Raw genomic sequence first — 15,482 nt, forward strand, 5'->3', positions numbered from 1 at the left:
TAATGAACACCCTTAAAAGCAACCTTTTTCTTTTAAACTGACATACTTATGTTCACCAATTATGATGTGGTCTAGTAATTCAATTCCAATTATTTTTCCACATTCGACTAATCGTTTGGTCACTTCAATATCTTCTCTACTTGGAGTTGGATCCCCACTTGGATGATTGTGTAGACAAATAATCGAGCTTGCTGATCTTCGGAATGCTTCTTTAAATATTTCGCGTGGATGAACAATTGAAGCATTTAAACTCCCCTTAAAAATTGTTTCGCGGGCAATAACTTGATTTTTCGTATTTAAGTATAAACATACAAAATGCTCTTGTTCAAGAAATCTCATTTCATCCATCATAAATTTAGCACAATCATCTGGACTTTTTATCATAAATCTTTCGTCGTATTGAAGTCTATTTATTCTTTTTCCTAACTCAAAGGCAGCAATTAATTGAACAGCTTTCGCTTCACCGATTCCTTTAATATTAGAAATTTCTTCTACAGACGCGTTCATTAATAATCTTAGTCCATCAAATTTTAATAAAAGTTCGTTCGAAACGTTTAAAACCGATTCATTTTTTGTTCCAGTTCTTAACAAAATTGCCAATAATTCTTGGTTTGTCAAACTACCTGGACCAAATTTCAACAATCTCTCTCTAGGCCGCTCATCTTTCGGAAAATCTCTAATGAGAAGCGAATTTGACATGGTACCACCTCAAATCAATAGTTAAAAATTTAATTCCTTAAGTTTTTTCTTAACCTTATTGATCGGAAGTCCTACAACAGAGTAATAGTCGCCGTCTATTTTCTCTACGAATGTACCACCATATCCTTGAATGCCGTAAGCGCCAGCTTTATCCATCGGTTCATTTGTATTGATATAATCAATTATTTCTTGATCACTAAGCTCACTGAAAGTAATTTTTGTACATTGATAAAAACTACTATTTATACCTTCATTTATAATTGAAACACCAGTATAAACCTCATGTGTATTTCCTGATAGCATTTTTAACATCGCAAAAGCATCTTCTTTTGACGTAGGCTTACCTAGTTTTTTGTCTTTATAAGTAACGATTGTATCAGCACCGATTATAACAGCATTTGTAAATTTAGTTGATACATCTGTTGCCTTTTCTTCCGCCAATTTTAATACAATCTCTGAAGACGACAAGTTCTGCTCCATTACTTCTTCAACATCACTAGTTTCAATGATAAAAGGGATATTTAACATACTAAGAAGTTCTTTTCGTCGAGGAGATGCAGAGGCCAATATAAGTTTTTTCATTTCATTCACCTATTATTTAATTTTAAAAGGAAGGATACAAGACTATCCTACCCAGATAATCACTATAACACAAATTAGCAAAAAACACTTTCCGTTGCCTATTCGTTACTAAAATGTAATATTAATGAAAGTTTTGTTATGTATTAAAATACCCTAATATTAAAATTTCATTTTTAAATGTTTTATTGCATAATTCCTATGTTTTCTATGTAAAATTAGCATTAAATTTAATTAAAATTATATTGCAGTAAGAAGTTTTTAACTAAAATAGTATTTCTTTTAATTCAACTTGTAATAAAAAATACACTAACAAAAATTAATTTGTCAGTGTATTTTTTTGTTCTTTTAATATTTTAAATAATGATAATAGATTATCTTGAATTGCTTCAGTCGTCTTATTTAAACTTTGCTTGTTATTTGAGGACAAGACTTTTTCGATATTTTGTAGATATTTAAGCCCCTTTAATAATTGCTTATTTTTGATATAGACTTTTTGCTTGCTCAAAATTAGCATCGTTGAAGTTATTTGTTCTAGTTGCTTCGCATTATTAAAATTCTGATCTGTTAAATATGATAGCATAAAATTAAATGTTTCAACTTCTGCCTTATACATATCAACGGATTGTTTAGGACCTTTATAAGTTTGTCCAGCAATTGTTTCTTCTTTTAAATACGCGCTATTAAGTTTTGTCTTTACCTCATCTGCTAAAAATGTACTTTCTTTCCCACTCAATGCAATAACAACAAATAAAGCATTATTCTTTTCATAAATAACAGGTTTATAACCTAATTTTGAAACTTCTTTTTCATTTTTCTTTGCAGCTGCCATCGTTTTATACATCCCTACTTGTGCCAAATCAAATTTCACAGTTGGGATATTTGTTTCCACCTGAGTAGTTGTACCGGCAACTTTTTCAATAATGCTTGTTGGAGTAGTTGCATCTGGTTTTGCTTGTTTAAAAATACCTAAAAAAACAAATCCAAAGCATAATCCTATTAGACTTGCACCAATAATTGAAATAATAATACTTTTTGAAGGTGATTTTTTCACGAAAAAAGAAGCCTTCTTTTTCGACTTTTTCGTCTTGACCTTCTCAACTGGTTTCATCTTCTTCTTCTTTTTAACATCATCCAAAACAATTACTTTTTTACCTAATCCATCTGGAGTAGGTAAAACCCAACCGAATTCTCCATCTTTTTCCACCTGATTTTCGTTAGGTGTGACAGCACCTTCCGCAAATTTTTTTTCCTCACCATTGATTTTAATCGATATCTTTGAGGACTTGTCCATATGAATCCTCCTAATACTTTATTTTAAAACGTAAAAAAATACTAACATATAATTCCAAAAAAACTCGCCGACATTTGTCGAGGACAACCATGTATCGTGCAACAAAAAATTACAAAAAGCCTGCAAATCCTGCCTTTTCTATAAAAATAAATAGACCACCGAAGTCTATTCCTCGGTGGTCATTTACGATAGATTGCTACTTTATTTCTTCCTGCATTTTTTGCTTTTGAATACATAGCTCTGTCTGCGCAACGAATTAAGTCAGCTGGCTCTTCTGCTACAAATGGTGCAACTGCTGCTCCAATACTCGCCGTGACAGTTAATTTAATTTGTTGATGATCATTAGTCAGATAGTTTGTTATACTAAATGGAATATTTTGAAGTGATTTTCTTATTTTCTCGGCTAAATCATATGTTTCACCTTCGTTATTATTAACCGTCAATACTGAAAATTCTTCACCACCAAAACGCGCAACTAATCCATTATGGCCTACTATCTTTTTAATTCTTTGTGCAACTTCGAATAGAACTTCATTACCTGCTTGATGACCATATTGGTCATTTATTCTTTTAAAATAATCTAGATCTATTAATAATAATGAAATTGACTTAATTTTGGAAGAATTCAAACGGACAAATTCATCTTTTATTTTAGATTCGAGATATTCAAAATTATAAATGCCAGTTAAAGAGTCTGTTTCGCTTCTAGTTTTTGTTTCTAAGTAATACCTCGTATTCTCAATCGCAATTGCAAGATATAGTGCTAAAATTTCGATCATTACGATTTGGTATTTTTTATAGGCATTTTTTTGTTCTGATGCAATTGTTAGTACACCAACTACTTCTTGATTCTTTATGATTGGAATTGATAATAAGCTTTCAGCATCAATACAGTTTAAAAGATCATTTGTTATCCATTGTGTTCGCCTATTAAAATTATATCTTATTTTTTCATAATACACTTTCTCAGTTATCGAGCCTTCAAGTGTATCAAAGTAAGGACAACTAAATCTTTTTTCATCAAACTTATTTTGAAAATACCTTTTTAATTTGAGTGAAGAATCTTCAACTAAAAATAAATTCCCATTAGAAATAGGAATTATTGTGCTTAATTGTTCAAAAAACTCGTCTATTACATCATCTTCTTCCATTTTTTGAGACAGTTTTTGACTTATTCTCATCGTCTTCTTTAAATATTTATTCATATTTAAGGTTGATGACAAAGTATTTAAAATAATCATTAAGATTATATAGTAAATAGAAATATAAAATAGAGTAATATATCCCCTAGTTTCAAGCATTAAGTATAGACTAATTCCAATTGGGAACATTAGTAGATTTATAAATAAATCCCACTTAAATTCTCTATTAAATAATTTAGTGTCTATTTTATATAAATTAATTGTTACAAAATAAATAACGATTTGATTAATCCAAAATGATGCAATCGTGTATATGAAAACTGGAAAAATACAACTTACAATTTCCTTCGTACCAGTAGGAGTAATTTTTCCTCCTGCTAAATCATAAAATAATGCACTTCCAATTGAACATAGTGCAAACATCATCGAATTAAGTGGCATACGATAAAGAGTTTTTTTAGTAATACTCAATCTAATATATAAAATGGCATAAGCTAATTGACTTATTAATAGCTCTGCAAATAATCCATACGATAAAAAAACTAAAATCGAGATTCCGAAAATAAATGAGAAAGTAGCGTCATTTATTTTTATCGGCATATTTGAAACAATTAAAAAAAGAGCTATTATAATCAAAAAATTAGAACGTTCGATGTGTTTAAGAGGGCTAACCATATAAGCATAATAAAAAATGATAGGCATAATTACAATCCATGTAATCCATATAAACCTATTACTTTTCTTACTAAGCATGAATGGTAGCCCTCCTTTACTAATCTAGACGTATTTTTTTATTAAATAACTTCTTACGACTGAGATAAAATATAACGAACCCGTTATTAATAATATTTCGTTTTCTCGAGTATTCTTTACATTCTCGTCTATTGCAGTCTGTAAATTGCATTCGTAATTTATATTTAGACTATTAGCATTAGAGATTAATTCATCTCTATTCATCGCTCTAGGAAAATCAAAAGTTGTCATTACAATATTATTTGTCATTTCTCGTAATTCTTTTGCCATTTCCTCAACATTTTTATCTTTTAAAGCTGAAAATAAAATTTTTATTTCCTTATCTTTAAAATGAACATTCATCGTTTCCACTAGATTTTTTATTCCTTCAACATTATGAGCACCATCAATATAAATAACCGGACTAGAAACTATTTTTTCTAATCTTCCGGCTTTTTGAGCTATTTTTAATCCATGTTTGATAGTAGGTTCACTAATTCTCATTCCATAATGTTTTTGTAATAGCTGAATTGCTGTAATAGCACATGAAGCATTCCTAATTTGGTGTTGGCCAAGCATTGATAACTCGATATTTTCAATTGCATTGCCAAACCCTTCGTAACAAAATTGTTCAGTCTGTTGATCTTTCATTGAGGAAGTAAAGAAATGTTTTCCATATTCGAAATAATCAGCTTCACTTGTTTTCGCTTTATCACGGATAATATTTAATGCTTCTTCTTTTAACTCTGCAGTAACAATCGGAATCCCTTTTTTAATAATTCCGGCTTTATGCTTAGTAATTTCTTCTAATGTTTCACCGAGAATTTGTTGGTGATCGTGACCGATACTTGTAATGATACTAATTAAAGGGGTTACTACGTTTGTACAATCCTCTAATCCACCTAAGCCTGCCTCAACGATAAAAATATCGTTTTCTTTTACCTTACCAAAAAAGTAAAATGCCATTGTTGTAATAATCTCAAATTCAGTTGGAGCACCACATGGCAATTGTTCAACTTCTTCAACTACAGGAATCATGCAATTTACTAAATGAATAAACTCATCCTCACTAATCATTTCTCCACAAAACATAATTTGTTCACGATAATCTAATATATATGGTGATGTAAAAGCTCCTACAGTATACCCTGCGTCTAATAATATACTTTGCAAAAATGTGATTGTGGAACCTTTCCCGTTTGTACCTGCTACATGAATTGCTTTTACGTTAAGATGTGGATTACCTAGTCGAACGAGCATTTCTTCCATTCGCTGTAACCCAGGTACAATTCCAAACTTTGTTCTGTTATGCATCCATTTCAGTGCTTCTTCATATGTACTAACCATCTTACCCCCACCTTTATAGTAAAAAACGACGAATCATTAAACTCAATTCGTCGTTTTAACTTTCTAATTTTTATAACAGCCCATTACAATGTTATTATTTGCTTAATTCTGCAATTCGAGCTCTTACAGATTCTTGTTTTTCAAGATAATCTTTTTCTTTACGACGCTCTTCATCAATTACCGCTGCAGGAGCTTTCGCTACGAATCCTTGGTTACTTAATTTCTTTTGAACTCGTTCAACTTCACTAGTCCATTTTTCTAATTCTTTTTCTAAACGTTTTTTCTCTTCATCTAGATTGATTAATCCTTCAAGAGGAAGATAAAGCTCAGCTCCACTAATAACAGCTGACATGCTTTTTTCTGGAGCCGTTAAATTAGTAGAAATTGTTAACTCTTCCGGATTACAGAAGCGTTCAATATAAGAACGATTTGCTTCTAATGCCGCTGCAATCGTTTCGTCCTTAGCAGAAATCATTAGCTGAACTTTTTTGCTCATTGGTGTGTTTACTTCTGCACGAATATTACGTACTGAACGAATTAGTTCAACTAATATTTTCATCGTTTCAGAAGCTTCTTTATTCGTTAATTCCTCTTTAACTGTCGGCCAAGCAGATACTGTAATAGATTCTCCTTGGTGAGGTAGAGATTGCCAAATTTCTTCTGTTACGAATGGCATAAATGGATGTAAAAGTTTCATCGTACTTTCTAACACATGTGCTAGAACTGAACGAGTCATATTTTTTGCATCTTCATTGTCACCGTATAAAGGAATTTTCGCCATTTCAATATACCAGTCACAAACATCATCCCAAATGAAGTTATAAAGTACACGGCCAACTTCACCAAATTCATAGCGATCGATTAAAGATGTAACACTTTCAATTGTTTCATTTAAGCGAGTTAAAATCCATTCATCAGCAACAGACTTTTCTTTCGTTAAATCAATATTTTCATATGTGAAGCCTTCCATATTCATTAATGCAAAACGAGAGGCATTCCAAATTTTGTTTACAAAGTTCCAAGTAGCTTCAACTTTTTCAATACTGAAACGTAAATCTTGACCTGGAGAACTTCCTGTTGTTAAGAAATAACGTAATGAGTCTGCCCCGTATTTCTCGATAACATCCATCGGGTCAACACCATTACCTAGGGATTTACTCATCTTACGTCCTTGTTCGTCACGTACTAATCCATGAATTAATACATCGTTAAATGGGCGTTTACCAGTAAATTCAATCCCTTGGAAGATCATACGTGAAACCCAGAAGAAAATAATATCATAACCTGTTACTAATACATTTGTTGGGAAGTAAGCTTGGAAATCCTTGCTTTCTTCGTTTGGCCAACCTAATGTTGAGAATGGCCATAATGCTGAACTGAACCAAGTATCTAATACGTCATTATCTTGATTCCAATTTTCAATATCAGCTGGTGGCTCTTGGTTTACATAAATTTCACCAGTTTCTTTATGGTACCAAGCTGGAATACGATGTCCCCACCATAATTGACGAGAGATACACCAGTCACGGATATTTTCCATCCAACGTAGGTAAGTTTTTTCAAAACGATCTGGTACAAATTTTACGCTGTCATCAGAGTTTTGTAATGCTACTGCAGCATCTGCTAGTGGTTGCATTTTAACGAACCATTGAGTTGATAAATAAGGCTCAACAACTGCGCCACTACGTTCACTATGACCTACAGAATGCATATGCTCTTCGATTTCAACAAGAACACCCATCTCTTGTAAATCTTTAACGATTTGTTTACGGCAATCAAAGCGATCCATACCATTGTATTTTCCAGCTTTTTCATTCATCGTACCATCTTCATTCATTACAAGAATGCGAGGTAGGTCATGACGGTTACCAACTTCAAAATCATTTGGATCATGTGCAGGCGTAATTTTTACTACCCCAGTACCAAATTCCATATCTACATAATCATCGGCGATAATTGGAATCTCTCTATTTACGATTGGTAGCATTACTGTTTTACCAATCATTGATTTGTAACGGTCATCTTCTGGATGTACAGCAATTGCAGTATCACCAAGCATTGTTTCAGGTCGAGTAGTTGCAATTTGAATTTTTCCTGAACCATCAGTTAATGGATATTGCATGTGATAGAATGCACCTTGAACATCCTTATAAATTACTTCGATATCTGATAAAGCTGTTTTTGTCGCAGGATCCCAGTTGATGATGTATTCACCACGATAGATTAATCCTTTGTTATAAAGCTTAACGAATACTTCTTTTACCGCATCTGATAGACCCTCATCTAGTGTGAAGCGTTCGCGTGAGTAATCTAAGCCTAAACCAATTTTTTCCCATTGTGAACGAATATGTGAAGCATATTCTTCTTTCCACTCCCAAGCTTTTTCTAGGAATTTTTCACGTCCTAAATCATATCTTGATAAGCCTTCTTCACGTAATTTGCCTTCTACTTTAGCCTGAGTAGCAATACCAGCATGGTCCATACCAGGTAAGTATAATACGTCATATCCTTGCATACGTTTTGTACGAGTTAAAATATCTTGTAAAGTTGTATCCCAAGCATGACCTAAGTGTAATTTTCCAGTTACGTTTGGTGGAGGAATTACGATTGTATATTTCGGCTTTTCCGATTCTACTTGTGCTTCAAAGAATTTCCCATCTAACCAAAATTGGTAACGATCTTTTTCAACTAAATTCGGATCATACTTTGTTGGTAATGATTTTTGTGTTGTTTCCATTCGGAATCATCTCCTCTAAAATTATTGAAAAATAAAAAAACTCCACTCATCCTTGAAAAGGACGAATGGAGTTGGATTCGCGGTACCACCTTTTTTTGTCAGTAAAAACTTGTGTTTCTCTGACACACTTAAAAAAGATAACGGATCATCCGGTAACTTCTAATCACAAAAAAGTTTTCGAAGCCACTGCTCAAGGGCGACATTCCAACTCTATTTTCTAGAAACCTCCCACCAAATGGTTTCCTCTCTGAAGAATTAGTTCGTTGTACTCTTCCCTATCATTGCATTTCATTATGAATATATGTAATAGTCTACAAAATTTCCTTAAGCTTAGTCAACAGTATTTCTAATTTCTTTCTAGAATATTCAGTAGTTGTCAATAAAGTACCTCATTTTTTAATACATAAAAAAAATACGAAAAATAATTGTAATGATTATTTAACATTCTGGTATACTAGTACTTATTTAATTATGCGATAATGATATAGTATGTAGATATAACTTTTTAGGGGGATATTCATGGGTTTATTTAAAAATACATTAGCTCGTGTACTCGGAATTGGAGGAACGAGAATAGATACAATGCTTGAAAAAACAGAATATCAAGCTGGAGAAAGAGTAAAAGGTGAATTACACATAAAAGGTGGAAGAGTAAAACAAGAATTAGATTCCGTCTTTTTACATGTAATGACTGAATATAAAGTTGAATCCAATGATAAAACAGTTAGTAAGAATGGTACTTTACAAAAATTTATCGTATCAGTTGATCGTATAATAAATGCAAATGAAGAAGTGACTATTCCTTTCTTTTTCACCTTATCTGAAAATACTCCAGTATCACTACACAAATCCCATATTTGGATTAAAACTCATTTAGAAATAGAAAAAGCTGTTGACCAATACGATGCAGATGGCGTTCAAGTTATCCCTTCAATTGGTTTAAAAACAGTAATCCAAGCACTTCAAGAAGAAGGATTTGTATTAAGAGATAGTGAAAACAAAAAGAAATACGGAAAGATCATTCAAGAGTTTGAATTTTATCCAATGAATGGCGAATTTCGTGGTAAATTAGAAGAGATTGAAGTTAATTATTTAAGTTTTGACAAAACAGTAGACTTAATTGTACAACTTGATCAAAATCAAAAAGTAACTCAAGGCAAGTTTTCAAAGTTATTTGGATCTGATGAAAATAATGTTAGAATTTCTTTCTCAAAAGACCATATTACGGACAAGGATTTTGTACGCAAAAGTTTAGTAAACGCGATTAAACGTCATGTGAAATAAATAGCTTTAAAAAGAGGGTTTCCAAAAAAGTTGTATCGCTTTTTTAGGAACCCCTCTTTTTTATCATAATTGGTAAGTCTCACAAATCTTCAATTGCCTTCGCCGCTTCTACATCTTCTTGTATTTTGGATACAAAGTATTCAATATTTATCATATGCCAGTATGCACTTAATAAATCTCTTACATTATCTTTTTCAGTGCTTCCATCAGAACGCTTCAAGTAGCTATTAATTTTGGAAGAAAACTGAGTTGGATATGCCATATAGCTTAAAAATAACAATCTTTCTTCTTCTCTTAATGAAAAGTTCTTTTCATACATTTTAAGCCAATTATTACGATCGGGCTGTTGAATTGGATACGTTTTAAATGAACCTTTATAGTAGTTTGTTAGATCTTGTATTGGTGTCGTTTCTTGTGCATTTTCTAGATTAATAAAAACCCCTTCTCCTCTTTTATTTACAAGAAAATGTGAGATGGACAAGTTTCCATGGTTCATTACAACCCTAGTATTTTCAGTATCCTTCATTTTTTTAAACCACTCATCTAATTGACCTCTTGCGAATTGATGTGCACTTAATATTTTATGAAAGTACGTGCAGTAGCTTAGTTCGTAAGGTGACATATACCAATTTCCTTCAGCAGCTTCAATAAAATTTTCTAGCACATCTTTATCCTTGCTCCACCTTTTAGTTAATGTATCATAGTGTACTTGTAATTGATCTTTATCAACTTTTTTTTCCTTTTGTGTACTGCCATGCATTTTGCCTAAAGAAGTAAACATTCTTTGAAAATGTAGATTTTCATCTGATCTTGCATCAACACTTTCGATCCAGGGCATTAGGTAGTAATGCTTTGTATTAAATTCAACAATATATTCTCCATTTTGGGTATGATAAATTGGTACAACACTACGAAAGCCCTTATCTTGTAAGGAACGAACATTTTCAACCAAATTATTCCGATAAACTCGATCTACATTTGCTTCTTTTAGTGCAAAGACACCTTGGTTTGTATAAACTTTTACTACTTTTCCAACCGTTTCAAAATAGTTTGGTACTATATGGTACTGTGCTAAAATGACGCTTATTTCATCTTTTGGTTTTGAATACAAGATGCGTCACTCTCACTTTCTAAATGCGTAAAAGCCTTGTATTAGTAGACAAGTATCTAACTAATACAAAGCTCTCACCATATAATTATTGTTTTATAGCAGCTACAGGGATATAAATAATTTGCCCTTCCGACAAGAATTCATCGTTCAAATTATTAACGCGATTTAACTGTTGGGTTTGTAAATTATATTTTTTAGCGACGGATTCGATTGTATCTCCATTTTGAGCTAAATATAATTTTAATTTAGAATAAGATTCTTCTCTTCCTTCACCAGTAAATAAGCTTGAAAGAAGATTGTCACTTTTAACACTTCTTACTTCCTTCACTTCTTCTGCTTCAGCCTTTACCTCCACTTTAGGTAACTCCGGTGGTGGCGCAGCCTCTACTTGGGCTTGATAATATTCTGCGTAATAAGGAGGTGTTTGACGAACATCATTTGGATTTGCGTAAGAATTTTCTTGATTTGCTTGAGGATATGGATTTTGATAGAATGGCTGCTGATTTTGATTATATGCAAATGGTGCTTGTTGGTATTGCTGGTTAACATATGGTTGATAACTTTGCTCCAATGTCCGTTTGTATTCTTCTTCATATTTTTCTATTTCTTTTTGTGCATTATTTTCAGTATTGCCTTGGCTTTGCAAATTACTATAATCATTATTTAAGAAGTTAGGTTGACTATTTAAAGTATTATTTAAATAATTGTGCACATTAAAATCATTATTTAAAAAGCTAGGTCGTTCATTATAGGCAGTATTTAATTGATTAGATTGCTGGATATTATTTTCACTTTGAACTGTTTGCTCATGATTTTGTTCGTTCATTAAGAAGTCAGGTTTAACATACTCAGTTTGTGGCTCGATTGCTTCTGCTGATATATTAAAGCCTCTAAATACTTCCTCAAACTGTTCTTCTTCTTGAACTTCTTCTTGAGCTTGCATTTGAACTTCTTCTTCAAATTCTTCTTGATCTACTTGTTGTTCATTAGACTGAACTTGAATTTCAAAATCAGCTTCTTCTTCTTCTGCATTGTAATCATTATTTTCTTCTGCATAATAGTGTTCAGCATCATTTTCATTCTGTTCAATTCCACCTTCAGCTACTTCTTCAGGGCGGAAAACCTCTAAGTAAGTTGGCTGCCCTGGATATGTGCTGTCTTGTTCTTCTTGCTCCTCTTCCTCTTCAAGAGATTGAATCCAATCACTGCCGTATAAATTATCTTGTTCATTCGTTTGTTGCTCAGCCACTGGTTCATTAAAGAACTGGAATTGTTCATTTTGTTCTCTATCTTCTTGATGTTCATATGCTTCGTTACTTGCACGATAGCCATTGTCGTATGCTGCTTCATTATTTGAGCGATAGTCATTGTCATATGCTGCTTCATTATTTGGGCGATAGTCATTGCCATATGCTTCGTTACTTGGGCGATAGTCATTGCCGTATGCTTCGTTACTTGCACGATAGTCATTGTCGTATGCATAGTTATTGTACTGTTCATAGGCTCTTTGTTCATGATAAGTATCTACTGCCCTATTATTATCATGTAGACCAGAAATACATAAATCAGCAGCAATTTGAATGCTACCTTTTTCTGCTAATTGATAATCAAAAGTCTCTACAGTAACACATAGATTCTCTAAATCAGTAATTCTTGTTAAAGGAATCGAAATATCTACAGGGAACTGATGATTTAAATCACAGCTTCCATCCTCAAGAACGATTACATTTTCAACTAATCTAGAAGGAGCTAATTCTCTTAATGAATAATAATCACCTTGATTTGCCAAATCAGGAGCGTAATTCCCTTCTAAAGTTAAGACACCCTTCACTTGAACATATTCATCAAATTGCTGTATAGTAATGTCTGGATTTAACGAGAGTGATCTTACCTCTTTAACTTCCTGTCCTTTTTGGAACCAGACAGTTTCTTTCAATGAAAAGCGAATATTTGTTTGATTTTCTGAAGACACCTTAATGTCCTCCTCTCATCGTCCAATTTGGTCTATGACATTACATTTTTATGAAAGAAACGAAAAATTTATGAAGAAAAGATTGTTAATTTCTCTTAAGAATGGTTTTAACATGTGTGGGACTAGAGAAATGCATGGGTTTAAGGAATAAGAAAACTTAAATGTAAGGTTTAAGAAATTTAGAAACAAAGAGTTAAAACAGTATATATTATTACGTTTTGTCTCTTTACATTCCAACTAAAAAAAGATGCCCCTATAAAATAGGGACACCGAATCTTTTTTATACTAATTGCGAAAATGCGTATTCTGCAGCCGCAATCGTTTTTTGAATATCTTCATCTGTATGTGATGTTGATAGGAATAATCCTTCAAATTGTGAAGGTGGTAAGAATACACCTTGTTCAGCCATTAGTTGATAGTACTTAGCAAACATTTCTAAGTTAGACGTTTTTGCAGCTTCGTAATTTTCAACTTTTTCGTTTGTGAAGAAGAATCCAACCATTGAACCTGCACGATTAATACAATGTGGAATATTGTACTTTTCAGCTGCAGCTTTATAACCAGCTTCTAACAAATCAGCTTTACGATTAAATTCTACATAGTCTTCTTCAGTTAACTGACTTAATGTTTCGTATCCTGCCGTCATCGCTAAAGGATTTCCTGAAAGTGTTCCCGCTTGGTAAATTGGGCCACTTGGTGCGATTTGATTCATGATTTCAGCCTTACCACCATATGCACCTACTGGAAGACCTCCACCAATAACTTTTCCTAGACAAGTAAGATCAGGTGTTACACCAAAATGACCTTGTGCACAATTGTATCCTACACGGAATCCAGTCATTACTTCATCAAAAATTAATATTGTACCATATTGAGTAGTAATTTCTCTTAAGCCTTCTAAGAAGCCTTCTACTGGTGGAACAACTCCCATGTTTCCTGCAACAGGTTCAACAATAACTGCAGCTAGGTCATCTCCATATTGTTCAAAAGCATATCTTATACTTTCTAAATCGTTATAAGGTACAGTGATTGTATTAGCTGCAACGCCTTCTGGTACACCAGGGCTATCTGGTAATCCAAGTGTAGCAACACCAGAACCAGCTTTAATTAATAAAGAATCTCCATGACCATGGTAGCATCCTTCAAATTTTAAAATTTTGTTACGACCAGTAAAGCCACGTGCAAGACGTAAAGCACTCATTGTAGCTTCTGTTCCTGAGTTTACCATTCGGACAACTTCAATCGAAGGTACTCTTTCAATCACAAGTTTAGCTAATTCTGTTTCTTTTAAAGTTGGTGCTCCAAAGCTAGTACCAGTTTCAGCAGTACGTTTTAAGCCTTCTACTACTCGCTCATTTGAGTGACCTAAAATTAGCGGTCCCCATGATAATACATAATCAATATATTCATTACCGTCAATATCATAAATTTTTGAACCTTTTCCATGGCTCATAAAAATAGGTGACATATTAACACTTTTAAATGCACGTACTGGACTGTTTACTCCACCAGGAAGTACTTGTTTCGCTTCTTCAAAAGCTTCAATAGACTTGTTATATGATCTCATAAATTCTTACTTCCCTTCTGATAACCATCTGCAAGCATCTTTAGCATGGTAAGTCATAATCATATCCGCACCAGCGCGCTTCATACTGATTAATTTTTCCATTACAACTTTTTCTTCCTCGATCCAACCATTTATTGCAGCAGCTTTAACCATTGCATATTCTCCGCTAACATTATAAGCAACGATTGGTTGGTGATAGTTATTTCGGATGTCACGAATGATGTCCAAATATGAAAGAGCTGGCTTAATAATTAAGAAATCTGCACCTTCAACTGTATCTGATTCTGCTTCACGGAATGCTTCTAAACGATTTGCAGGATCCATTTGATAAGCTTTACGATCACCTTGTCCTGGAGCACTTTGAGCTGCTTCACGGAAAGGACCGTAGAATCCAGAAGCGTATTTCACTGCATAAGACATAATAGGAATATTATCAAATCCAGCTTCATCTAATGCATGACGAATTGTAGCTACGAATCCATCCATCATGTTTGAAGGAGCGATAATATCTGCACCAGCTTGCGCTTGACTTACCGCTGTTTTTGCTAATAGTATTAACGATTCATCATTATTAACATACCCATCTTCTAATACTCCACAATGTCCATGGTCTGTATACTCACATAAACATGTATCTGCAATAACAATCATTTCAGGATATTGTTCTTTTGTTTGAGAAATTGCTCTTTGGACGATACCAGTAGCACAGTAAGCTTCTGAACCTACTGCGTCTTTTACATCAGGAATTCCAAAGAAAATAACAGATTTTATACCTAATGATACAATTTCATCCATTTCTTTTCTTAATTCATCTAAAGAAAATTGAAATACACCTGGCATTGAACTAATAGGATTTTTTACGCCTTGTCCTTCAACAACAAAAAGTGGGTAAATAAAATCTTCTTTATGCAAATGATTTTCTCTAACCATTGAGCGTAATGCTGGTGTACTTCTTAAACGACGGTGACGATCAAACGGAATTGAATAAGTCATTTTTTTCTCCTTCTTTTCTATAGGA

General features: G+C 33.0%; 11 protein-coding genes and 1 other annotated feature. Of the genes, 1 reads left to right on the forward strand and 10 read right to left on the reverse strand.

Annotated features, from left to right (window positions below; genetic code table 11):
• Window positions 1-12: 12 nt before the first annotated feature.
• From radC to CN601_RS13830, 6 genes are all read right to left on the reverse strand, one after another.
• Window positions 13-699 (reverse strand): RadC family protein, encoded by a 687-nt coding sequence (radC, locus tag CN601_RS13805; RefSeq protein WP_098120245.1) that lies wholly within the window; start codon window positions 697-699, stop codon window positions 13-15.
• Between the two features lie 21 nt (window positions 700-720).
• On the reverse strand, window positions 721-1,281 hold the full coding sequence (locus CN601_RS13810) for a Maf family protein (protein WP_098171355.1): 561 nt from the start codon (window positions 1,279-1,281) through the stop codon (window positions 721-723).
• 316 nt (window positions 1,282-1,597) lie between these two features.
• The gene (locus CN601_RS13815; protein WP_098171356.1) at window positions 1,598-2,572 is read right to left on the reverse strand and encodes a hypothetical protein; all 975 of its coding nucleotides are present in this window, start codon (window positions 2,570-2,572) and stop codon (window positions 1,598-1,600) included.
• A 179-nt stretch (window positions 2,573-2,751) separates the two neighbouring features.
• Complete coding sequence (locus tag CN601_RS13820; protein ID WP_098171357.1) at window positions 2,752-4,467, reverse strand: sensor domain-containing diguanylate cyclase; 1,716 nt, start codon at window positions 4,465-4,467, stop codon at window positions 2,752-2,754.
• Window positions 4,468-4,491: 24 nt separating this feature from the next.
• Window positions 4,492-5,793, reverse strand: a complete 1,302-nt coding sequence (locus tag CN601_RS13825; RefSeq protein ID WP_098171358.1) for a bifunctional folylpolyglutamate synthase/dihydrofolate synthase — start codon at window positions 5,791-5,793, stop codon at window positions 4,492-4,494.
• A gap of 94 nt (window positions 5,794-5,887) precedes the next feature.
• Window positions 5,888-8,530: a valine--tRNA ligase gene (locus CN601_RS13830; RefSeq protein WP_098171359.1), complete on the reverse strand. Its 2,643-nt coding sequence runs from the start codon at window positions 8,528-8,530 to the stop codon at window positions 5,888-5,890.
• A gap of 54 nt (window positions 8,531-8,584) precedes the next feature.
• Window positions 8,585-8,821: a binding site (T-box leader), on the reverse strand.
• Between the two features lie 228 nt (window positions 8,822-9,049).
• Here CN601_RS13830 and CN601_RS13835 point away from each other — a divergent pair.
• Entirely contained in the window at window positions 9,050-9,814 is a 765-nt protein-coding gene (locus CN601_RS13835) for a sporulation protein (RefSeq protein ID WP_098171360.1), read from the forward strand.
• Window positions 9,815-9,893: 79 nt separating this feature from the next.
• On the opposite strand, the gene ysxE is transcribed toward CN601_RS13835, so the two are convergent.
• The 4 genes from ysxE to hemB form a co-directional block, all read right to left on the reverse strand.
• Window positions 9,894-10,925, reverse strand: coding sequence for a spore coat protein YsxE (gene ysxE / locus CN601_RS13840; RefSeq protein ID WP_179865554.1), 1,032 nt, complete (start codon window positions 10,923-10,925; stop codon window positions 9,894-9,896).
• 85 nt (window positions 10,926-11,010) lie between these two features.
• Window positions 11,011-12,897, reverse strand: a complete 1,887-nt coding sequence (gene spoVID, locus CN601_RS13845; protein ID WP_098171361.1) for a stage VI sporulation protein D — start codon at window positions 12,895-12,897, stop codon at window positions 11,011-11,013.
• Between the two features lie 280 nt (window positions 12,898-13,177).
• Complete coding sequence (hemL, locus tag CN601_RS13850; RefSeq protein ID WP_098120254.1) at window positions 13,178-14,464, reverse strand: glutamate-1-semialdehyde 2,1-aminomutase; 1,287 nt, start codon at window positions 14,462-14,464, stop codon at window positions 13,178-13,180.
• Window positions 14,465-14,470: 6 nt separating this feature from the next.
• Window positions 14,471-15,457, reverse strand: a complete 987-nt coding sequence (gene hemB, locus CN601_RS13855) for a porphobilinogen synthase (RefSeq protein ID WP_098171362.1) — start codon at window positions 15,455-15,457, stop codon at window positions 14,471-14,473.
• Window positions 15,458-15,482: the final 25 nt, after the last annotated feature.

Origin of the sequence: Bacillus sp. AFS017336, assembly GCF_002555445.1 — a bacterium.
Taxonomy (GTDB): domain Bacteria; phylum Bacillota; class Bacilli; order Bacillales; family Bacillaceae_G; genus Gottfriedia.

What these genes read in the sequence shown, in the direction of transcription:
- radC (WP_098120245.1), bottom strand. Translation starts at nt 699, where the DNA reads ATGTCAAATTCGCTTCTCATTAGAGATTTTCCGAAAGATGAGCGGCCT.
- CN601_RS13810 (WP_098171355.1), bottom strand. Translation starts at nt 1,281, where the DNA reads ATGAAAAAACTTATATTGGCCTCTGCATCTCCTCGACGAAAAGAACTT.
- CN601_RS13815 (WP_098171356.1), bottom strand. Translation starts at nt 2,572, where the DNA reads ATGGACAAGTCCTCAAAGATATCGATTAAAATCAATGGTGAGGAAAAA.
- CN601_RS13820 (WP_098171357.1), bottom strand. Translation starts at nt 4,467, where the DNA reads ATGCTTAGTAAGAAAAGTAATAGGTTTATATGGATTACATGGATTGTA.
- CN601_RS13825 (WP_098171358.1), bottom strand. Translation starts at nt 5,793, where the DNA reads ATGGTTAGTACATATGAAGAAGCACTGAAATGGATGCATAACAGAACA.
- CN601_RS13830 (WP_098171359.1), bottom strand. Translation starts at nt 8,530, where the DNA reads ATGGAAACAACACAAAAATCATTACCAACAAAGTATGATCCGAATTTA.
- CN601_RS13835 (WP_098171360.1), top strand. Translation starts at nt 9,050, where the DNA reads ATGGGTTTATTTAAAAATACATTAGCTCGTGTACTCGGAATTGGAGGA.
- hemL (WP_098120254.1), bottom strand. Translation starts at nt 14,464, where the DNA reads ATGAGATCATATAACAAGTCTATTGAAGCTTTTGAAGAAGCGAAACAA.
- hemB (WP_098171362.1), bottom strand. Translation starts at nt 15,457, where the DNA reads ATGACTTATTCAATTCCGTTTGATCGTCACCGTCGTTTAAGAAGTACA.